The organism is Pseudomonas sp. GW531-T4, from assembly GCF_017349615.1.
Taxonomy (GTDB): domain Bacteria; phylum Pseudomonadota; class Gammaproteobacteria; order Pseudomonadales; family Pseudomonadaceae; genus Aquipseudomonas; species Aquipseudomonas chlororaphis_I.
This window is the reverse complement of record NZ_JACMZT010000010.1, coordinates 146,126-164,268: the sequence shown is the minus strand read 5'-3', so window position 1 is coordinate 164,268 and position 18,143 is coordinate 146,126. Positions and strand designations below refer to the sequence as shown.

General features: G+C 63.5%; 21 protein-coding genes and 1 pseudogene. 12 read left to right on the top strand and 10 right to left on the bottom strand.

The annotated features are described in order from the left end of the window. Nucleotide 1 precedes the first annotated feature (1 nt). Nucleotides 2-541 carry a peptide deformylase gene (gene def / locus J4D28_RS11055; RefSeq protein ID WP_009050388.1) on the top strand — a complete coding sequence of 180 codons (540 nt, stop codon included), beginning with the start codon at nucleotides 2-4 and terminating at the stop codon, nucleotides 539-541. A 43-nt stretch (nucleotides 542-584) separates the two neighbouring features. Here def and J4D28_RS11050 read toward each other — a convergent pair whose 3' ends face one another. Both J4D28_RS11050 and J4D28_RS11045 read right to left on the bottom strand, forming a co-directional pair. After that, on the bottom strand, nucleotides 585-1,403 hold the full coding sequence (locus tag J4D28_RS11050; protein ID WP_038634413.1) for a class I SAM-dependent methyltransferase: 819 nt from the start codon (nucleotides 1,401-1,403) through the stop codon (nucleotides 585-587). 60 nt (nucleotides 1,404-1,463) lie between these two features. Beyond that, nucleotides 1,464-1,901, bottom strand: a complete 438-nt coding sequence (locus J4D28_RS11045) for a GNAT family N-acetyltransferase (RefSeq protein WP_016703865.1) — start codon at nucleotides 1,899-1,901, stop codon at nucleotides 1,464-1,466. Between the two features lie 366 nt (nucleotides 1,902-2,267). On the opposite strand from J4D28_RS11045, the pseudogene J4D28_RS30420 reads away from it, so the two are divergent. Then, nucleotides 2,268-2,375: pseudogene (locus J4D28_RS30420) on the top strand (fatty acid desaturase); the annotation flags it as partial. A 111-nt stretch (nucleotides 2,376-2,486) separates the two neighbouring features. On the opposite strand, the gene gstA reads toward J4D28_RS30420, so the two are convergent. Next, nucleotides 2,487-3,089, bottom strand: coding sequence for a glutathione transferase GstA (gene gstA / locus J4D28_RS11040; protein ID WP_103330941.1), 603 nt, complete (start codon nucleotides 3,087-3,089; stop codon nucleotides 2,487-2,489). Nucleotides 3,090-3,185: 96 nt separating this feature from the next. On the opposite strand from gstA, the gene J4D28_RS11035 reads away from it, so the two are divergent. Continuing rightward, nucleotides 3,186-4,058 carry a LysR family transcriptional regulator gene (locus J4D28_RS11035; protein WP_103330940.1) on the top strand — a complete coding sequence of 291 codons (873 nt, stop codon included), beginning with the start codon at nucleotides 3,186-3,188 and terminating at the stop codon, nucleotides 4,056-4,058. 67 nt (nucleotides 4,059-4,125) lie between these two features. Here the strand turns inward: J4D28_RS11035 and J4D28_RS11030 are convergent, their stop codons facing one another. The 4 genes from J4D28_RS11030 to J4D28_RS11015 all read right to left on the bottom strand — a co-directional run bounded on the left by J4D28_RS11030 (nucleotide 4,126) and on the right by J4D28_RS11015 (nucleotide 7,670). Next, nucleotides 4,126-4,635, bottom strand: a complete 510-nt coding sequence (locus tag J4D28_RS11030; RefSeq protein WP_009050381.1) for a hypothetical protein — start codon at nucleotides 4,633-4,635, stop codon at nucleotides 4,126-4,128. Between the two features lie 179 nt (nucleotides 4,636-4,814). Further along, nucleotides 4,815-6,236 carry an MFS transporter gene (locus tag J4D28_RS11025; RefSeq protein ID WP_016703868.1) on the bottom strand — a complete coding sequence of 474 codons (1,422 nt, stop codon included), beginning with the start codon at nucleotides 6,234-6,236 and terminating at the stop codon, nucleotides 4,815-4,817. Nucleotides 6,237-6,525: 289 nt separating this feature from the next. After that, on the bottom strand, nucleotides 6,526-7,155 hold the full coding sequence (locus J4D28_RS11020; protein WP_103330939.1) for a glutathione S-transferase family protein: 630 nt from the start codon (nucleotides 7,153-7,155) through the stop codon (nucleotides 6,526-6,528). Between the two features lie 83 nt (nucleotides 7,156-7,238). Then, complete coding sequence (locus tag J4D28_RS11015; protein ID WP_009050378.1) at nucleotides 7,239-7,670, bottom strand: PACE efflux transporter; 432 nt, start codon at nucleotides 7,668-7,670, stop codon at nucleotides 7,239-7,241. 148 nt (nucleotides 7,671-7,818) lie between these two features. On the opposite strand from J4D28_RS11015, the gene J4D28_RS11010 reads away from it, so the two are divergent. Next, nucleotides 7,819-8,742 carry a LysR family transcriptional regulator gene (locus J4D28_RS11010; RefSeq protein WP_016703870.1) on the top strand — a complete coding sequence of 308 codons (924 nt, stop codon included), beginning with the start codon at nucleotides 7,819-7,821 and terminating at the stop codon, nucleotides 8,740-8,742. Between the two features lie 10 nt (nucleotides 8,743-8,752). On the opposite strand, the gene J4D28_RS11005 is transcribed toward J4D28_RS11010, so the two are convergent. Then, a complete protein-coding gene (locus J4D28_RS11005; protein WP_028683200.1) occupies nucleotides 8,753-9,715 on the bottom strand; it encodes a LysR substrate-binding domain-containing protein in 963 nt (320 codons plus the stop codon). 66 nt (nucleotides 9,716-9,781) lie between these two features. Between J4D28_RS11005 and J4D28_RS11000 the strand changes: the two genes are divergently transcribed. After that, entirely contained in the window at nucleotides 9,782-10,399 is a 618-nt protein-coding gene (locus J4D28_RS11000) for a LysE family transporter (RefSeq protein ID WP_009050375.1), read from the top strand. Between the two features lie 7 nt (nucleotides 10,400-10,406). Here J4D28_RS11000 and J4D28_RS10995 read toward each other — a convergent pair whose 3' ends face one another. Beyond that, nucleotides 10,407-11,438, bottom strand: a complete 1,032-nt coding sequence (locus tag J4D28_RS10995) for a LacI family DNA-binding transcriptional regulator (RefSeq protein WP_009050374.1) — start codon at nucleotides 11,436-11,438, stop codon at nucleotides 10,407-10,409. 215 nt (nucleotides 11,439-11,653) lie between these two features. Here J4D28_RS10995 and J4D28_RS10990 point away from each other — a divergent pair, with 215 nt between their 5' ends. Continuing rightward, nucleotides 11,654-12,187: a gluconokinase gene (locus tag J4D28_RS10990; RefSeq protein WP_007925131.1), complete on the top strand. Its 534-nt coding sequence runs from the start codon at nucleotides 11,654-11,656 to the stop codon at nucleotides 12,185-12,187. Nucleotides 12,188-12,270: 83 nt separating this feature from the next. After that, entirely contained in the window at nucleotides 12,271-13,623 is a 1,353-nt protein-coding gene (locus tag J4D28_RS10985) for a GntP family permease (protein WP_009050373.1), read from the top strand. 182 nt (nucleotides 13,624-13,805) lie between these two features. Here J4D28_RS10985 and alaC read toward each other — a convergent pair whose 3' ends face one another. Continuing rightward, complete coding sequence (gene alaC, locus J4D28_RS10980; protein WP_007925133.1) at nucleotides 13,806-15,017, bottom strand: alanine transaminase; 1,212 nt, start codon at nucleotides 15,015-15,017, stop codon at nucleotides 13,806-13,808. A 255-nt stretch (nucleotides 15,018-15,272) separates the two neighbouring features. Between alaC and J4D28_RS10975 the strand changes: the two genes are divergently transcribed. The 5 genes from J4D28_RS10975 (at nucleotide 15,273) to J4D28_RS10955 (ending at nucleotide 17,996) form a co-directional block, all read left to right on the top strand. Beyond that, entirely contained in the window at nucleotides 15,273-15,935 is a 663-nt protein-coding gene (locus J4D28_RS10975; RefSeq protein WP_007925134.1) for a LysE family translocator, read from the top strand. Nucleotides 15,936-16,001: 66 nt separating this feature from the next. Beyond that, nucleotides 16,002-16,490, top strand: a complete 489-nt coding sequence (locus tag J4D28_RS10970; protein WP_103330938.1) for a GyrI-like domain-containing protein — start codon at nucleotides 16,002-16,004, stop codon at nucleotides 16,488-16,490. Nucleotides 16,491-16,799: 309 nt separating this feature from the next. Continuing rightward, the gene (locus J4D28_RS10965) at nucleotides 16,800-17,303 is read left to right on the top strand and encodes a GNAT family N-acetyltransferase (protein WP_009050370.1); all 504 of its coding nucleotides are present in this window, start codon (nucleotides 16,800-16,802) and stop codon (nucleotides 17,301-17,303) included. 92 nt (nucleotides 17,304-17,395) lie between these two features. Beyond that, nucleotides 17,396-17,677 (top strand): type II toxin-antitoxin system Phd/YefM family antitoxin, encoded by a 282-nt coding sequence (locus tag J4D28_RS10960; protein WP_009050369.1) that lies wholly within the window; start codon nucleotides 17,396-17,398, stop codon nucleotides 17,675-17,677. Then, entirely contained in the window at nucleotides 17,655-17,996 is a 342-nt protein-coding gene (locus J4D28_RS10955; protein ID WP_103330937.1) for a hypothetical protein, read from the top strand. The genes J4D28_RS10960 and J4D28_RS10955 overlap by 23 nt, the downstream gene beginning before the upstream one ends. Nucleotides 17,997-18,143 lie beyond the last annotated feature (147 nt).

Below are 18,143 nucleotides of genomic sequence, written 5' to 3'. Positions count from 1 at the left end.
CATGATCCGTGAAATCCTCAAAATGGGCGACGAGCGCCTGCTGCGCATCGCGCCACCGGTGCCGCCCGAGATGTTCGACAGCCCCGAGCTGTGGCAACTGATCGATGACATGTTCCAGACCATGGAAAGCGTCGGCGGGGTCGGCCTGGCCGCGCCGCAGATCGGCGTCGACCTGCAACTGGTGATCTTCGGTTTCGAGCACAGCGAGCGTTACCCGCAAGCCGAGGCCGTGCCGCAGACCATCCTGATCAACCCGCTGATCACGCCCTTGAGCCCGGTGCTGGAAGAGGGCTGGGAAGGCTGCCTGTCGGTGCCGGGGCTGCGGGGCGCGGTCGAGCGCTATCAGCACATTCGCTACGAAGGCGTCGACCCCAAGGGCGAGCCGATCGTGCGGATCGCCTCGGGTTTCCATGCGCGGGTGGTGCAGCATGAATGCGATCACCTGATCGGCCGCCTGTACCCGTCGCGGATCAGCGACTTCAGCAAGTTCGGTTTTACCGAGGTGATGTTCCCCGACCTCGATCCCCACGCCGACGATTGAAGGATAAGGATCGCAGCCTGTCCGCAGGCTGCGATCCGCGCGGTTATTTCGCCGGTTTCACAAAGCGCAGCGTCATCCGGTCCGACTCGCCGATCGCCAGGTACTTGGCCTTGTCCTCGTTCCCCAGCTTGAGCGCTGGCGGCAGGGTCCAGACGCCTTGGGCGTAGTCCTTGGTGTCTTGCGGGTTGGCGTTGATCTCGCTTTGCCCCTCCAGCGCAAACCCGGCGTCGGTTGCCAGCTTCACCACGTAGGCAGTGGTCAGGTAGCCGCTGTGCTTGATGTCTTCCAGGGAGGCGCCGTCCTTGGCGCGATGGTCCACCACGCCCAGCACGCCCCCCGGTTTCAGCACCTTGAAGAACGCCTGGAACATCGCCGGCGCGGTGTCGGCCAGCACCCAGTTATGTACGTTGCGAAAGGTCAGCACGGCGTCAGCCGAACCGGCCGGGCCGAGCACCGGCGCCTTGGGGTCGAACTCGACGAACCGGGCCTTGGCATAGCGGGCCGGGTCGGCGCTGAATTTCTGCTTCAGGCTGTCCGCCGATTTCTGGAAATACTCGCCGCTGGACGGGGCCTGGAGGGCGGCGATGTACTGCCCGTGGTCCTTGAGCAGTGGCGCGAGGAGCTCGCTGTACCAGCCGCCACCGGGAGTGATCTCGATCAGCTTCTGGTCAGCCTTGAGGCCGAAGAACTGCAGGGTCTGCTGCGGATGGCGGTAACGGTCGCGGGCGCTGTTCTGCGGCGCTCGCCAGTCGCCGGCCAGGACCTTGGCGTATTGCTGGGGCGAGACCGCGGCGTCGGCGGCATGGGTGAATACGGGTAGCAGCAGGGCACTGAGGGAGACAGCCAGAAGCGTCGGTTTCATGGATCATCCTGATAGAGGCCGATTTGCCGCCGAGGCTAGCACGCGCTCCAGGGTCCGCGATCACACATTATCGCTGGTCGACCTAACCAAAGGATCTATGCCCATGGCGATCAGGCTCTTGCTCCTGCGATAACGCTCCAGGCGATCCGCCAGGGCCTGAGGCAGGGCGGGGGCCGTGGCAAAGCCCATGCGTTCGTACAGGGCTTGCAGGTCCGGGTGACAGAACAGCCACAGCGGCCCCGGCAGCTGCGCGCGTGCCCGTTCGACCAGCATTGCGGCAATGCCCTGGCCGCGATGGGCCGGGTCGACGAACAGCCCGGTCAGCCAGTGGCCCTGAGCTATGGGCGTGAGGCTCAGCCCGGCAATGATCGCTCCGCGTTTCGCCACCCAGGATTGCCCTTCGCCGGCGGCGCGCATCGGCGAATTGTGGGCGCGATAGAACTTGTTCAGCAGCGGTCGCAGGGTGTCGGCAAGCAGCAGGTATTCGGTGTCGGGCATGGGGTTTCGCAGGTGGGCCGGGGCGGTGGATTATAAAAGTACGGAGCGCTCGGGATAGGTGTATACCTGATGAACGATCCCCTGCGAGTGGAGTGTGCATCATGTCCAAAGGTATGAATGCCAAAAAGACGGCGAAGAAAAAACCCAGCCGGACCGCCGATGAAAAGCGCGCGGACAAGAAAGCCAAGAAGACCGAACACAATATTTTCGGTCATTGACCCTCCCAGGAAGCCCGCCCCGCGGGCTTCCTGGTTTTTGCTTCTAAGTAAATAACCCATCGATCTGCAAGTTTTCTCCTTCTTGTTGCACAGAACAGCAAGACGCCGAAGGTTCGCCCCTCGGCCAGCCCCTGTCCTGAGTAGCGCCATGGCCCATTACTTCGATCCGCTGCCCCGCGAACAAATCGACACCCTGCGCCAGACCTTCACCGCCCGCACCGAATGGCCCACCTGGCTGTTGCCTCTCAACCTGCACCGGGAGCATCAAGATTTGCCAGGACCATCCTGTTTTTACTCGTCGCGATCCTATCGGGATTGCTGCGAGCGGGATAAGGCAGAGGTTGCTGCGGCATCTCTGCTTCGATCCTTACGCCGCTTCGGCCGCCAGCGCCGCTTGCACCGCTTCGCGCTGGGCGATGCGTGCCTGGAAGCGGGCCAGCGCCGGCCACTGTTCCAGGTCGATGGCAAAGCCGGCGGTCCAGCGCAGCACGGTGAACAGGTAGGCGTCGGCGATGCCGAAGGCTTCGCCCAGCAGGTAGCTGTGCTGCTGCAGCGTGCGGTCCAGCGACGCCAGGCGCTTGAACAGTTTTTGCCGGATCAGCGCCTGGGTCGCTTCGGGAAACTCGGGGTTGAACAGCCAGCCGAGGCTGCCATGGATCTCGCTGGAGACGAAGTTGAGCATCTCCTGCAGCCGTACCCGTTGCCAGCTGCCGTTGGCCGGCGCCAGGCCTGCTTGCGGCTTGAGGTCGGCCAGGTATTGCAGGATCGTCGGTCCTTCGGTCAGCACCTGGCCGTCCTCCAGTTCCAGCGCCGCCACATACCCCTTGGGATTGATCGCCAGGAAGTCGGCGCCGTCGGCCGTGGTCTTGTTGCGGTTGTCGACCCGCACCAGGTTGAACGGCAGGGCCAGTTCGCGCAGCACGATATGCGGGGCCAGCGAGCAGGCGTTGGGCGAGAAATACAGGTTCATCGAGGGCTCTCCAAAGGGGGGAGATCAGTGTCATAGTCCGCGCTGTTCTCAGTAAAATTAATCTTTCAGAAAAATCCCATAAGGACAGCTACTGCCATGATGAACCTGATGCACTGGCGGATGCTGGTGGCCGTGGCGGATACCGGCAACATCACCCGTGCCGCCGAGCGGGTCGGCATGACCCAGTCCGGCGCCAGCCAGGCCCTGGCGCTGCTCGAAGACAACCTGGGCGTGCAGCTGTTCACCCGGGAGAACCGCCAGACCCTGCCCACCGCCGTCGGCGAACAGGTGGTCGAACAGGCGCGGCTGATGCTCGCGGCGTTGCAGAACATCCGCGACACCGCGGACGCCTGCCGGGACATCCAGCGCGGCACCATTCGCCTGGCGAGTTTCCCCATGGTGCTGGCGACTTTCCTGCCGCCGCTGCTGCGGCGCTTCAAGCAGTTGTATCCGGGTATCCAGGTGGTGGCGCTGGAGGTCAGCGACGACGAGGTCGAGGCCTTGCTCGAAGCGCGATTGATCGATGTCGGGGTGCTGCTCAATCCTGCGCCCGAGCGCAGCGTCGGCCTGCTGGGGCGCGATGCCTGGGTGGCGGTGCTGCCGGCTGGGCATGCCCTGGCGCGCCGCGCTCAGGAGCAGGGGGTGACCTTGCAGGAACTGCTAAGCCAACCCTTCGTACTGGCCACCGGCGGCTGTTCGGTGAATGCCCGCAGCCTGGCGGCGGATGCCGGCCTGGGGCTGGCGGATGTGCGGGTCGAGGTGCGGGAGTGGAGCAGCGCCTTTACCCTGGTTCGCGAGCAGGTGGGGGTGACGCTGGTGCCGCAGATGACCTTGCCGGAGCAACGCCACGGGTTGTGCGTAATGCCGTTGGACGTGCCGATCCCGCGCACCTTTGCCCTGGTGCTGGCCGAGGGCAGCGAGCCGTCGCCGACGCTGCGGGCCTTGCTCGACATGCTGGCCCAGGGCTGAGCGCAGCCGCTCAAGCCGACCCATGAAAAAGGGTTCCCATGGGGAACCCTGTTTCGACTGGCCGTTTTTAAAGCGCCGCGAGGAACTTGTCGGTGACTTGCTTATCGACGCCGCTGGCGTCCTTCTCGACTTGCGCCAGCTTCAGCTTGTCCTGGACCCGCTGGGCAATTTCCTGAGCCACCGCCTGCTGTTTCTCCGGTGGCATGTTTTTCAGGTCTTCCTCGGTAATGCCCATCTCCTCGAGGATGCGGTCGCGCATACGCTGCTCAGGGGACTTGCTCATGTAGTCCTTGAACTCGTCCAGGGCCGAGCTCTGGGTCGCGCTATTGGCCTGCGCGGTGCTGGCGGTCGGCGGGGTGGCCTGGAGCAGTACGCGGGTCTTGGCGAAGGCCGCCGCGACATTGTCGTTGACCGTGTTGCTGGCCTGCTGCACGGCCTGGGATGTCTGGAAGCTTGCCGCGTTCTGCACGTTCTGCATCAAACCGCTGTACAGCGCGCTGGCGGCCGCGGTGCTCGGGTCCATGTCGGACCGCTGGGTGGGCTGGATCGCCGAGGTTTTCTGGGCACTGACCAACATGATTGGGTACCTGTGTGTAAGGGCTATCGCAGGCTGAGCAGCAAGTTGCATGCCGCCGTGCTGGAGCGCTCTGCAGGGCCCTGGAACAGGGCTCTGCATTGGGGCTCTGCGCCGGTTGCCCGGCAAGGCTGGCGGCACGCGGCGGACAAGCCTTGCCGCTTGCGGCCAGCGGCGACCGGTCAACGGTGGGCGATATTCTCCAGGGCCAGGTTGCGGGTACGCGGGCCGAAACGGCCGATGGTGAACATCACGATCAGCATGCTGCTGACGATGAACGCCAGGACCCCGGGCGTACCGAAGCGGTCGAGGAAAAAGCCGATCAACAGGCTGCTGAACACCGTCGACAGGCGGCTGAACGAATAGCAGAAACCTACCGCCCGGGCGCGGATATTGGTGGGGAACAACTCGCTTTGATAGGAGTGGTAACTGAAGCTCAGCCAGGCGTTGCAGAAGGTGATCATCACCCCGCAGACGATCAGCCCCAGGGCCGTGCTCTGCCAGGCGAACAGGGTGCCGAAGGTCATGGCGCCAAGGGCCGAGCCGACGATCTGCCACTTGTTCTCGAAGCGGTTGGCGAACTTGACGAACAGCAGCGGCCCCAGTGGATAGGCGAGGGTGATGATGAAGGCGTACATCAGGCTGTGGGTGACGCTTACGCCCTGGCCCGAGAGCAGCGCCGGCAGCCAGTTGCCGAAACCGAAGAAGCCGATGGCCTGGAACACATGGAACACGATCAGCATCAGCGCCCGGCGCCGATAGGGCGGTTGCCAGATATCGGCGAAGCGCCCCGAACCCTGGACGCCGAGGGCCTCGGGCTGCGGGGTGTCCAGCGGCTTGCCATGGTCCTTGGCGCAGCGTGCCTCGATGCCGTCCATGATCCGCTCGGCCTCGGCGAAGCGCCCATGCTGGGCCAGCCAGCGCGGCGACTCCGGCAGGCGTGAACGCAACCACCAGATAAACAGCGCGAACACCGCGCTGGCCAGCACCACCCAGCGCCAGCCGGCGATGCCGAACGGGTCTTGCGGCACCAGCCACCAGGACATCAGCGCCACCGCCGGCACCGAAAGAAACTGCACGAAAAAGGCAAAGGCGAAGGCCGAACTGCGCATGTGCTTGGGCACCAGTTCAGAGAGGTAGGCGTCGATGGTCACCAGCTCGATACCCAGGCCGATGCCCACCAGAAAGCGCATGCCGATGACCCCCAGGGCCGAGGTCTGCACGCCCATCAGCACCGTGGCCACGGTGTACCAGATCAGGGCGAAGGTGAAGATCGCCCGGCGCCCGAAGCGGTCGGCGATCGGGCTCAGCAGGCTGGCGCCGAGGAACAGGCCGAGAAAGGTCGCCGAGGCGAAGGCCGCCTGGTCGGAGAAACCGAACACGCCCTGGCTGCCGGTGGCGAAGATCCCGTCGCGGATCAGGCCGGGGCTGATATAGGCAGTCTGGAACAGGTCATACAGCTCGAAGAAACCGCCAATGGACAGCAGCGCCACCAGGCGCCAGACCGTGGCGACGGCGGGCAGGCGATCGATGCGGGCGGAGATATCGGCGGCGCGGAGCGGGTCGAGGCCGTCGGTAGCGACAGTGGGGATGAGGGACGACATGGGCGGGATTCCAGGTTTCGGTGAAGAGGAATCTTAGCTGGCTAACGGAAATCAATGATTGTGAATGCCGGCCTGGAAGGTGGGTTGCACGCTGATTTATTGTCGTATTTCGTTACATCTTGGCGGTTTATGCCGCAGCATCAGCCAAGGCGGCATCCAGCGTCTGTAGGAGCGAGGCTTGCCCGCGAAAGCGTCCGTAATCGCAACACCGGTTCAGGGATCGAGTTGGGTGGTGTCTGGGACGGCCTTATCGCGGGCAAGCCTCGCTCCTACAGAAGAAAAAGACGATTCAGGGAATGCCATTGCGTCCATGCAGCAGGAAAGCCGGACGCTCGCTGAGGCGTTGGTAGTAGGCGGCGACGGCGGGGAAGTCGGGGCGCTCCATGGGCGTCATCATCCAGCGATGCACCGACAGCCCGAGGACGATATCGGCCAGGCTGAACTGCTCGCCGAGCACATAGGCCCCGGTGCTTGCCAGTTGCTGTTCGAGCAGGGCCATCTTGGCGTTCCAGCCGCGAATGCCGACGGCGATCCGCTGCGGGTCCTGAAAGTCCGGGTTCTGCCGGACCAGGGCGACGAAGGCGTAACTCCACGCGGGGTTGAGTTCCGTGGCCTGCCAGTCCATCCATTGCTCCACCAGCGCCCGGGCCCGGGGCTCGCCGGGTAGCAGTCGTTGCCCGGCGACCTTGCTGGTCAGGTAACGGCAGATGCTGTTGGATTCCCAGAGCGCGCCTGCGTCATCGATCAGCACCGGCACCTGGGCGTTGGGGTTGAGCTTGAGAAACTCCGGCGTGTGGGTCGACTGGAAGCCGCTGCCCCAATCCTCGCGTTCGTAGGGCAGACCCAATTCCTCGCAGGTCCACAGCACTTTTCTGACGTTGATCGACGAGGCTTTACCGAGAATTCTCAGGGTTCCCATGGGAGCTTTCCTTGGCGGGTGGAGGGCCCTGGAAATCTAACAGCGTCGCCGACTCTCGGCGATGCCGATTTGCGCCGGGATGCTCAGGCCGGGTCCGGCAGCGCCGACGCCGGCAGGCCGAAGACCCGGTCGAACAGCCAGTTGAAGACGAAGGTGTAGCAAGGAATGAACAGGATCAGCGCCAGGTCCAGCAGGAAGGCCTGCACCAGGCTGATGTGCATCCACCAGGCGATCAACGGAATCAGGAACAGGATCAGCGTCAGCTGGAAACCCACGGCGTGGGCGATCCGCCGCTTGACCGTGCGGGTCCGCGAGACCTGGCGGCTTTCCCAGCGCTCGAACAGGCTGGTGTAGATGAAGTTCCAGGTCACCGCGATGCTGGTGATCACCACCGCCAGCGGACCGGTGCTGCTCGGCGAGGTGCCGGACAGCAAGGCCAGGCCCAGGGCCGAGAAAGTCATGCCGAACACCTCGAACAGTGACACGTAAACCAGTTTGCGCTTGATGCCTTGCATGCTTTTTCCTCCGCGTTCGTTGGCCCGGGCCGCTCCTTTTACAGGAATGGCTGGCGAATGCGGCGCAAGATAGCTTCAATATGCCTGACAGAAAAAGTCAGAAGCTTTCAGGTTTTCTGATAGATCGGCATCCTAGACAGGCGTCCCCATGAATTTCTCCAGCGACAGCATCCAGTTGTTTCTCGCCGTGCTCGAGCGCGGTTCGTTTTCCGCGGCGGCGCGGGCCCTGGGCAAGGTGCCGTCGGCGGTGAGCATGGGTATCGCCAACCTCGAGGCGGAGCTGGGTTATCCCTTGTTCGATCGCAGCCATCGCGAGCCGGTGCCCACCGCCATGGCCAACGCCCTGGCGCCCCACGCGCGGCTGATCGCCGAGCAGCTCAAGCACTTGCAGGTGCATGCGGTGGAGCTGTCCCTGGGGTTGGAAAGCCGGCTGTCCATCGGCGTGGTCGAGGACATCGACAAGTCCCGGGTGCTGGCGGCGATCAAGCTGATCGCCGAGCGCCATCCGTTGCTCGACATCGAGGTGCTGAGTGCGCCCCAGGACGATGTGTTGCAGCTGCTGCACACTGGCCGGATCGCGGTCGGCGTGGCTTTCGCCGGGCTCAGCCTGAACGTGCTGGAGTATTTCCAGTACGTCGGCAGCGAACGGATGATCGCCTGCATTTCCGCGCGCCATCCGTTACCCGAGGCGCCGGACGCCACCCTCTATCTGGAAGAGCTGGTCAACGTCCGCCAGGTGGTGGTCGCCAGCCGCGACCTGCCGATCCGCGACACCCGGCCGCTGATCGCCGAGTCCTACTGGCGTACCGACAGCCTGGCCATGGCCCTGGACATGGTCGAGTCCGGTATCGGCTGGGGCAACTTCCCACAGTCGGTGATCGCCCCCTTGCTCAAGGCCGGAAGGCTCAAGCGCCTGACCTTCAAGAACATCGACAACGGCCTGCTGCTGCCGGTGCACGCGGTCTGGCTGAAGAACCAGCCGCTGCAAAAGGCCGCTCAGGCGTTTGTGCAGTTGTTGGGTGGGCAGGATCCGGCACTGACCTCGGAGGCTCATGCAGAGATGAGGCTGTAGGAGCTTCCGCTCATGTGCCTGGGCGGGTGGCGTCGTGCGGCTCGCTGCCCGGCAGCGCCTGGTGGCGCAGCCATTCGAGCAAGCGGGCGACGGCTGAGTTGGGTTCGATCGCCTCGGGTGACAACAGGTAGTAAGCGCTGCCGTCGGCGATAAAGCCGAAAGGCGCGACCAGCAGGCCCGACTCCAGGTCGTCGCGCACCAGCTGCCAGGGCGCGATCGCCAGTCCCAACCCGGCGACTGCTGCTTGCAGGCTGAAGTAGAAATGCTCGAAGACCTGCTCCTTGCCCGGCGCCTGTTCCATTCCCTTGAGGGTCAACCATTGCTCCCAGGCCTGCGCCCGGGTCGCACTGTGCAGGCGCGGCGCAGTGCTCGATAACTGGGCCGTGCCTGCTGCATTGCGTGCCCAGTGGGCGGCCTGTTCCGGGCGGCATACCGGGCCGATGGCTTCATCGAACAGCCACTGCGCATGGGTGTGCGGCGGCCAGGGAAAGTCGTTGCGGCGGATTGCCAGGTCGATGCCTTGAGCAAAAGCGAAGGGCCCGCCGCCGGCCACCAGTTGCAGGGGGATATCCGGATGAGCGGCGAAGAATGCCGGGATCCGGGGAATCAGCCAGCGCATCAGCAGGGTCGGTTCGCAGGACAGCACCAGGGTCGCGGCCTTGTCCGGCGTTCGCAGTTTGCGTGCGGCGGCGTCGATCAGGTCGAAGGCATGCTCCACGCTGTGCAGCAATTCGCGGCCGGCCTCGGTGAGAAATACCCGGTGGCTGCGACGCTCGAACAACCGCGTGCCGAGGTCTTCTTCCAGGGCGCGCACGGCACGGCTGATGGCGCCGTGGGTCAGGTGCAGGGCTTCGCCGGCGCGGGTGAAGCTCTCCAGGCGAGCGGCGGCCTCGAAACAGCGCAGGGCGCTCAGGGGCGGCAGGCGGCGATTGATTGTCTGTGATTTTTTATCACCGAAAATGTCAGTTTTCATCGTTCGCTCTGTGAGGGTTCGTGCTCATAAAGTATGGGCCGGATTCTATAGCGAAGGCGTTTGAAAATGACTGAACTGTTAGTGGTAATCACCATCACTGTGCTGGCGGTGCTGAGCCCGGGGCCGGATTTTGCCATGGTCACGCGCAACAGCCTGGTGCTGTCGCGTCGGCATGGGGTGTTCACGGCACTGGGGATCGGGCTCGGGGTGATGCTGCATATCGGCTACACGCTGTTTGGCGTCGGCCTGCTGGTCAAGGAGTCGCTGCTGTTGTTCGGCGCGTTAAAGATCGCCGGGGCGCTGTACCTGGTTTATCTCGGTATCCGGATGCTGCGTACTCGCGCAGTCGAGGAGGAGGTGGCGATGGATACGCCGCGGGTTTCGGCATGGACGGCGCTGCGCACCGGCTTTTTGACCAATGCGCTGAACCCCAAGACCATGATTTTTGTGGTCAGCCTGTTCATGCAGGTGATGCAGCCGGGGACCGCGCCGGGTGTGCGGATCGGCTATGGCGCGATCATTGTCCTGGCCCATGTGCTGTGGTTCGTGGCGGTGGCGCTGTTCTTCTCGACGCCGGGCATCCGGGCCCGGCTCATGGCTTACAAGCGGCGTATCGACCAGCTGTTCGGCGTTCTGCTGGTGGGCTTCGGTGTGCTGCTCAGCGCCCTGAGCCTGCGTTCCTGAACGCGGCTCAGGTGCTCTCGCGCACCTTCAATTCGAAGCCCATGTCCACCACCGGCTTGGCCACGCTGTTACCGGCCATCAGGGTCAGCAGCTGCTCCGCGGCGCGGCGGCCGATGGCTTCGCGCGGGGTGCTGATGCTGCTCAGGCGCGGCACCATGTGCGCGGAGGCGGGCAGGTCGTTGAAGCCCATCACCGCCACTTGCTCGGGAATCCTGATGCCGCAGCGCATGGCTTCCAGCAGGGCGCCGTGGGCCAGGTCGTCGTTGCCGAAGAAGATTGCGTCGACGTCCGGGTGGCTGTGCAGCAGTTGCAGGAAGAGTTCACCACCCAGGCCCACCGATGACGGGCGCGGGGTGAGGACTTCCAGTTTCGGGTCGTACAGGCCGGCTTTCTCCAGGCCACGGCGGAAACCTTCGCCGCGCATCAGGGTGCGCTGGTCGAGCTGGGCGCCGATGTAGGCCAGGCGCTTGCGGCCGCGGGAGATCAGGTGCTCGGCGGCGGTTTCCCCGGCGTTGTGCTGGGAGAAGCCCACGCAGTTCAGGCCGGCCTCGGGGTTGAGGTCCATCATGTAGACGCAGGGGACGTTGCTGGCTTCGACCATCCGTCGGGCACTTTCGGTCCGGTCGAAGCCGGTCAGCAGCAAACCGCGTGGCTGGTAGGCCATGTAGTTGCGCAGCAGGTTTTCTTCTTCGTCGGGGGAATAGTGGAAGTTGCCGATCAGCACTTCGAAGCCCTTGGGCCGCAGAACCTGATGAATGGCTTCCAGGGTATCGATGAACAGCAGGTTGGACAGCGACGGCACCAGCACCACCACCGAATGGCTCTGGGCCGAGGCCAGGGCGCGAGCGGCGGGGTTGACCACGTAGTTGAGTTCGCTGGCGGCCTTGCGCACCTTTTCCACCAGTTCGGTGGCCACCGTGTCGATGCCGCGCAAGGCTCGCGAGGCGGTGATCGGGCTGACGCCGGCCAGGCGCGCGACTTCGTTGAGGGTAGGGCGCCCCGTGGTGCGGGTATTTTTATCGTTCTTGGAGGAGGTCATCAGACGGCTTGCCAAACAAAATTCAAGTCACTAAGGTAGCGCTGTCTCGAAACAGCTGCAATGCGTGAGCGCGGTCGGCCTGACCCGCACTCTTTGGTTTCGCGGCCTATATACGCGGCAACCCACAAAAATGACAAGAAGGCGTCGGCAGAAACTATTTTTGCACTAGCATTTTCAAGAGCGAAGGTAGCGCTGTCTGCGCGCTGAGGTGTTACATGAGTCAACCCATCACCGCCCTGGTCATCATGGGCGTTGCCGGCTGCGGCAAGTCCAGCGTCAGTGAAGCGCTGTGCCAGCGCAGCGGCGCCACGGCCATTGAAGGCGATACGTTCCACCCTGCCGCCAATATCGCCAAGATGAGTGCCGGTATTCCCCTGAACGACGACGACCGTGCCGGCTGGCTCGACAGCCTGTGCGACGAGTTGCGTCGTGCCCTGGCCGCCGGACAGCGTCCGGTGCTGACCTGCTCGGCGCTCAAGCGCAAGTACCGCGACCGCCTGCGCAGCGCCACGCCCGGCCTGGGCTTCGTTTTCCTGCAATTGACACCACAGGTGGCCGCCGATCGCGTGGCCCACCGTCCGGGGCATTTCATGCCTTCGACCCTGATCGACAGTCAGTTCGCCACCCTCGAATCTCCCGTGGGCGAACCCCTGACCCTGGCATTGGACGCCACCATCCACAGCGTTGACCGGCTGGCCGAACAGGCCCATGGCTGGTGGCTGGAGCACGGGCTGGATTCATCCCGATAAGCTTCGGTTCACACAGATAGCGCTATCCCACTCGGCTCACGTTTTTAACGCTTGAATAAAAACAACAAACCGGAGGCAACCCCATGTTTGGCATGTCCCAAGAGACCTATCTGCTGGTAGACGCAGTGGTCACCATTATCGGGCTGATCGTGCTGATCACCCGATTCAAGCTGCATCCCTTCATCGCCCTGACCATCGCCGCGGGTTTCCTCGGCCTGACTTCGGGCATGCCGGTGGACAAGATCATCAAGGCGTTCCAGGACGGCTTCGGTGGTGTACTCGGTTTCGTCGGGATCATCCTCGCGCTGGGCACCATGCTCGGCAAAATGATGGCCGAATCCGGTGGCGCGGATCAGATCGCCCAGACCCTGATCCGCTCGTTCGGCAAGGAGCGGGTGCAGTGGGCGATGATGTTCGCCGCCTTCCTGGTGGGCATCCCGCTGTTCTTCGAGATCGGCTTCGTGCTGCTGATCCCGCTGGTGTTCATCGTCGCCCGGCGTACCGGCGTGTCGATCATCAAGATCGGCATCCCGCTGCTGGCCGGCCTGTCCGCGGTGCACGGCCTGGTGCCGCCGCATCCGGGCCCGCTGCTGGCCATCGGCGTGTTCGGCGCCGACATCGGCAAGACCATTCTCTACGGCCTGATCGTTGCCCTGCCGACCGCGATCATCGCTGGTCCGATCTACGGCACCTTCATCGCCAAGCACATCCCGGGTCATCCGTCCCAGGAACTGGTCGACCAGCTGGCACGCGAAAACACCTCGGCCAACCTGCCGAGCTTCAGCGTGACCCTGCTGACCGTGCTGCTGCCGGTGTTCCTGATGCTGCTCAAGACCTTCGCCGACGTGGCCTTCCCGGACGGGCACTTCTTCCGCATCTGGATGGACATGATCGGTCACCCGATCAGCGCGCTGCTGCTGGCCTTGCTGCTGTCGCTCTATACCTTCGGTTCGCGCCAGGGCATCGGCTCCAAGCAGATCCTCAAGTTGCTCGACGCCAGCCTGGCGCCGACCGCGGCGATCATCCTGATCATCGGTGCCGGCGGTGGCTTCAAGCAGATGCTGGTGACCAGCGGCGTGGGTGACGTGATCGGCCATATGGCGGTCAACGCACAGATCTCGCCGATCCTCCTGGCGTGGCTGGTGGCGGCGGTGATTCGCATCGCCACCGGTTCGGCAACCGTGGCGACCATCACTGGCGCGGGCATCGTGGTACCGGTGGTCGGTATGATTCCCGGGGTCAACCGTGAGCTGCTGGTGCTGGCCACCGGTGCCGGTTCGCTGATCCTGTCCCACGTCAACGACGCCGGTTTCTGGCTGGTGAAGCAGTACTTCAACATGACCGTGGCGGAAACCTTCAAGACCTGGACCGCGATGGAAACCATCCTCTCGGTGGTGGGCCTGATCTTTATCCTGCTGCTGTCGCTGGTGGTGTAAGCCGAGCCCTGTAGCCGCTGCCGAAGGCTGCGATCGGCCGGCACGGCCGTAGCGATCTTGCAATCGCTGAAGGCCCTTCGGTCCTTATCGCAGCCTGCGGCAGCGGCTACAGGGTCGGCAGACAGGCACAAAAAAACCGCAGCGATGCGGTTTTTTTGTGCCTGCTTGTTTGTCGGTGGGTATCAGCCTTTCTGCACCAGGCCATCGGCGCGGAACATGCCGCGGATACCACGCACGGCCTGGCGGATGCGGTCCTGGTTTTCGATCAGGGCGAAACGCACATGGTCGTCGCCGTACTCGCCGAAACCCACCCCTGGCGAGACGCAGACCTTGGCCTCGGCCAGCAGCTTCTTGGCGAACTCCAGCGAGCCCAGGTGCGCGTAGGCCTCGGGAATCTTCGCCCAGACGTACATCGAAGCCTTGGGATTCTCGACCATCCAGCCCAGTTCATGCAGGCCCTTGACCAGCACATTGCGGCGCTGGCGGTACTGCTCGGCGATGTCTTTCACGCACTGCTGGTCGCCTTCCAGCGCGGCGATGGCCGCCACCTGCAGCGGGGTGAAGGTGCCGTAGTCGTGGTAGCTCTTGATCCGCGCCAGGGCGCTGACCAGCTCCGGGTTACCGACCATGAAGCCGATGCGCCAGCCGGCCATGTTGTAGCTCTTGGACAGGGTGAAGAACTCCACCGCGATGTCCTTGGCGCCCGGCACCTGCATGATCGACGGGGCTTTCCAGCCGTCGTAGACGATGTCGGCGTAGGCCAGGTCGTGGATCACCAGCACGTCGTACTGCTTGGCCAGGGCGATCACCCGTTCGAAGAAGTCCAGCTCGACGCACTGCGCGGTAGGGTTGGAGGGGAAGCCGAGAATCATCATCTTCGGTTTCGGGATCGAGCCGCGGATGGCCCGTTCCAGCTCGTCGAAGAAGTCCACGCCCGGCACCAGCGGCACCGAACGCACCTGGGCGCCGGCGATCACCGCGCCGTAGATATGGATCGGGTAGCTCGGGTTGGGCACCAGCACGGTGTCGCCCTGGTCCAGGGTGGCGAGCATCAGGTGCGCCAGGCCTTCCTTGGAACCGATGGTGACGATGGCTTCGCTTTCCGGGTCGATATCGACCTCGTAGCGATCCTTGTACCAGCGCGAAATGGCCCGGCGCAGACGCGGGATACCCTTGGAGGTGGAGTAGCCGTGGGTGTCTTCGCGCTGGGCGACGGTGACCAGTTTCTCGACGATGTGCGGCGGAGTCGCACCGTCGGGGTTACCCATGCTCAAGTCGATGATGTCTTCGCCGCGCCGACGCGCAGCCATCTTCAGCTCGGCAGTGATATTGAATACGTAGGGGGGGAGTCGATCTATACGCGCAAAGCGGCGCGGCGAACCTTGTTCGGCCATTGTTGCCTCGAGTACGTGAGCGCCCGGAACCGTCCGAGCGACGTCGGCCACTGCGGTGGCCTGGGGGCAGACGATAAGGGCTGTGGCGCCAGGCTGTCCAGAGGGGGGCGACAACTATTTTTTCGCCGGCAGCGGCGCTGCCTGGACAGGGATTTGCATCGTCGTGGCGGGATTCGCAGCCTGCGCATTGTGTTTGCCGGGCCCGCCCGCGTTAAATACCCCCCACTCGAACAACCGCATCGAACAGGATGAATGATGGAGTTTACCAGCGGCTTTCTGCTGAGCCTTTCGCTGTGCCTGGACATAGGCGTGGCCAATATCGCGATGATTACCCTGGCCATGCAGCGTGGCTACTTCCAGGGTTTCTGCCTGGGCCTGGGCACCTGTGTCGGTGACCTGGTCTACGCGGTGCTGGCGCTGGCCGGCATGACCGTGCTGCTGCAGTACGAGGCGGTGCGCTGGGTGTTGTGGATCGGCGGGTCGGCGCTGCTGGTGTATTTCGCGGCGAAGATGATCTATTCGGCGATCCACCACAGCGCGGTGTTGGCCGAGGCTGGCGAGGTGGATAACGGTTCGCCGCGCAAGGAGTTTTTCCGCGGTATTTTCCTGGCCATGTCGTCCCCCAGCGCGATCCTCTGGTTCGCCGCGGTGGGCGGGACCCTGATTGCCCGTTCCGGTGGCGGCGACCTGCTCAGCTCCGGGCTGTTCCTCAGCGGTTTCTTCTGCGCCGGGCTGGCCTGGGTTGTGGGCCTGTGCTTTGCCGCGACCCAGGGCGGCAAGCTGCTGGGGGACAAGTTGTTGCGTTACTCCTACCTGGCATCTGCGGCGATCTTCTGCTATTTCGCGGTCTACGTGATCCTGTCCGGTTACCAGGAGTTCATCGTCGGCGCGGCGGTCGCGGAACTTCCCGCGCTCTGATGCAGGCGATTCGGGTTTGGCCTCTATACTCCCTGCCGAACCCATTTTTCAGGCAGGAGTCGCATCATGGATGAGCAAAAACAGGTCAGCGGGCCGGTGCCGCGTTTCGAGAAGGGGCGCTTTCTGCTGATCGCCGGTCTTGGCGGGCGTTTCACTCCCGAGACGACGCAGCGCATTCCTGAACTCTGGGAACGCTTCATTCCCCATCTCGGCAAGATCCCCGGCCAGGTGGGGGAGGTGACCTACGGCCTCTGTTGCAACCCCGACGGCAAGGGCGGCTTCGAATACATCGCCGGGGTCGAGATCAGCAGGCTCGACGACCTGCCCGAGCTGTACCGCTGGGTCGAGGTGCCGCCGCAGCACTACGCGGTGTTCGAGCACCAGGGGCCGCTGGCGAGCCTGTCGCAGACCTTCCAGTACATCTGGAAAACCTGGCTGCCGCAGTCCGGGCGCGAAGCCGCCGATGCGCCGGAATTCGAACGCTACAGCGCCGACTTCAACCCCGACACCGGCCAGGGCGTGCTGGAAATCTGGCTACCGCTCAAGGAACAGTGAGCCACGGACCGGGCCTGCGACGGGCCCGGTCATTTACCCTTGCCCGGCCGGCGGGCGCGCCACAGGTCGATGGACAGGGTGACAAAACCGAACGCACTGATGCCGAACAGCACCAGCAAACCGATCTGAACATTGCTCATGGCGACTTCCGTACTCGACCAGGATGGGATTGATTGAGCCCTGATAAATAACCCGGTCGGCGTGCGGATGACAGCGACTATATGCAGGTTTTACGGGCTTGCCGCCGTTCGATATGCAAGCCTTATTACTTTATGATCGGCGGCATTTCCCATAGCCGATCTGTTCCCCATGACCTTATCCAGCCTGTTGATCCGTCAGGTCGCCGCCGCTGACCTGGACCGCTGCTTCGCCATCGAAACCCTGGCCTACGAAGGCGACGAAGCCGCCACCCGGGAGAAGATCGCCACCCGCATCGCCACCTGGCCCGAGGGTTTCATCGTCGCCGAAGTGGAGGGCGTGGTGGCCGGCTTCATCAATTCCGGCGCGGCCTTCGAGGTCGAGATGGCCGACGAGGCCTTCAAGGAGCTGATCGGCCACGACCCGGCCGGGCCCCATGTGGTGATCATGTCGGTGGTGGTGCATCCGGACTATCAGGGCCAGGGTGTTTCCCGGCGTTTGCTGGAGGCCTTTATCGAGCGCATGCGCGGCCTGGGCAAGGCGAGCATCAACCTGATGTGCAAGGAACGGCATGTGCCGCTGTACGAGCGTTTTGGCTTCGTCTACCTCAAGGCCTCGGCGTCGGACCATGGCGGCATGGCCTGGCATGAGATGGTGCTGAATCTTCCTCGGTAACACATGTCATTTGCTGCTGGTTCTTTTGTAGTCTAAATTCAGACCAGCTTCTGCGCTGGATTCACCGCTGCGCAAAGCGCAGGAGATAAACCATGCGCATTAAAACCATCAGTTTTGTCAAAAAGAACGCTGCTGATCTCGACCTCTCCGAGCCCATGCTGGTCACGCAGAATGGGGTTCCGGCTTATGTGATCGAGTCCTACGAAGAGCGTAAGCGCCGAGATGAGGCGATAGCCTTGATCAAGCTGCTTTCGTTCGCCGGGCGCGACAAGGAGCAAGGCAAGCTGATCAGCGGCGATACGCTGCTGGAGCGCCTGGCCCAGCGCCGTCAAGCGCAGCAAGAAGACGAAGATGCAGAAAACCTGCAGGGTTGAGTTCGCCACTGCGGCCGAACACGGTGTGATTGCCCTGGAGCAGTACCTGATTCAGCAGTGCGGCGCCCGCAAGGCTGGGCAATTCGTTGACCAGTTGGTTATGCAAATCATCTCGACTCTGAGTGAGCAGGCCCATACCTATGCTGTTTGCCAGCAAGCGGCCTCCCTGGGGGTGACGCATTTCCATGAGTTTCTGCCCATGGGCCAGCGGGTTCTGTATGAAATCTATCCGGCAGAAAACCTGGTTGTGGTAGCGCTGGTGATCGGCCAACGACAGAGCGTTGAAAAGCAGTTGATCGACTACTGCTTGCAGCTGTGATCAATACAAATGCCCAAGGGCTGCAGCGATGCAGCCCTTTTTTCTGCCTGCCATTCCACGACACCCCCCTGTAGGAGCGAGGCTTGCCCGCGATAGGGACGCCGCGGTCTGGCTGATGTACCGCGTTAACCTTCATCGCGAGCAAGC

Excerpts from the sequence above, each read along its gene's own strand:
- def (WP_009050388.1), top strand. The coding sequence starts at position 2 with ATGATCCGTGAAATCCTCAAAATGGGCGACGAGCGCCTGCTGCGCATC.
- J4D28_RS11050 (WP_038634413.1), bottom strand. The coding sequence starts at position 1,403 with ATGAAACCGACGCTTCTGGCTGTCTCCCTCAGTGCCCTGCTGCTACCC.
- J4D28_RS11045 (WP_016703865.1), bottom strand. The coding sequence starts at position 1,901 with ATGCCCGACACCGAATACCTGCTGCTTGCCGACACCCTGCGACCGCTG.
- gstA (WP_103330941.1), bottom strand. The coding sequence starts at position 3,089 with ATGAACCTGTATTTCTCGCCCAACGCCTGCTCGCTGGCCCCGCATATC.
- J4D28_RS11035 (WP_103330940.1), top strand. The coding sequence starts at position 3,186 with ATGATGAACCTGATGCACTGGCGGATGCTGGTGGCCGTGGCGGATACC.
- J4D28_RS11030 (WP_009050381.1), bottom strand. The coding sequence starts at position 4,635 with ATGTTGGTCAGTGCCCAGAAAACCTCGGCGATCCAGCCCACCCAGCGG.
- J4D28_RS11025 (WP_016703868.1), bottom strand. The coding sequence starts at position 6,236 with ATGTCGTCCCTCATCCCCACTGTCGCTACCGACGGCCTCGACCCGCTC.
- J4D28_RS11020 (WP_103330939.1), bottom strand. The coding sequence starts at position 7,155 with ATGGGAACCCTGAGAATTCTCGGTAAAGCCTCGTCGATCAACGTCAGA.
- J4D28_RS11015 (WP_009050378.1), bottom strand. The coding sequence starts at position 7,670 with ATGCAAGGCATCAAGCGCAAACTGGTTTACGTGTCACTGTTCGAGGTG.
- J4D28_RS11010 (WP_016703870.1), top strand. The coding sequence starts at position 7,819 with ATGAATTTCTCCAGCGACAGCATCCAGTTGTTTCTCGCCGTGCTCGAG.
- J4D28_RS11005 (WP_028683200.1), bottom strand. The coding sequence starts at position 9,715 with ATGAAAACTGACATTTTCGGTGATAAAAAATCACAGACAATCAATCGC.
- J4D28_RS11000 (WP_009050375.1), top strand. The coding sequence starts at position 9,782 with ATGACTGAACTGTTAGTGGTAATCACCATCACTGTGCTGGCGGTGCTG.
- J4D28_RS10995 (WP_009050374.1), bottom strand. The coding sequence starts at position 11,438 with ATGACCTCCTCCAAGAACGATAAAAATACCCGCACCACGGGGCGCCCT.
- J4D28_RS10990 (WP_007925131.1), top strand. The coding sequence starts at position 11,654 with ATGAGTCAACCCATCACCGCCCTGGTCATCATGGGCGTTGCCGGCTGC.
- J4D28_RS10985 (WP_009050373.1), top strand. The coding sequence starts at position 12,271 with ATGTTTGGCATGTCCCAAGAGACCTATCTGCTGGTAGACGCAGTGGTC.
- alaC (WP_007925133.1), bottom strand. The coding sequence starts at position 15,017 with ATGGCCGAACAAGGTTCGCCGCGCCGCTTTGCGCGTATAGATCGACTC.
- J4D28_RS10975 (WP_007925134.1), top strand. The coding sequence starts at position 15,273 with ATGGAGTTTACCAGCGGCTTTCTGCTGAGCCTTTCGCTGTGCCTGGAC.
- J4D28_RS10970 (WP_103330938.1), top strand. The coding sequence starts at position 16,002 with ATGGATGAGCAAAAACAGGTCAGCGGGCCGGTGCCGCGTTTCGAGAAG.
- J4D28_RS10965 (WP_009050370.1), top strand. The coding sequence starts at position 16,800 with ATGACCTTATCCAGCCTGTTGATCCGTCAGGTCGCCGCCGCTGACCTG.
- J4D28_RS10960 (WP_009050369.1), top strand. The coding sequence starts at position 17,396 with ATGCGCATTAAAACCATCAGTTTTGTCAAAAAGAACGCTGCTGATCTC.
- J4D28_RS10955 (WP_103330937.1), top strand. The coding sequence starts at position 17,655 with ATGCAGAAAACCTGCAGGGTTGAGTTCGCCACTGCGGCCGAACACGGT.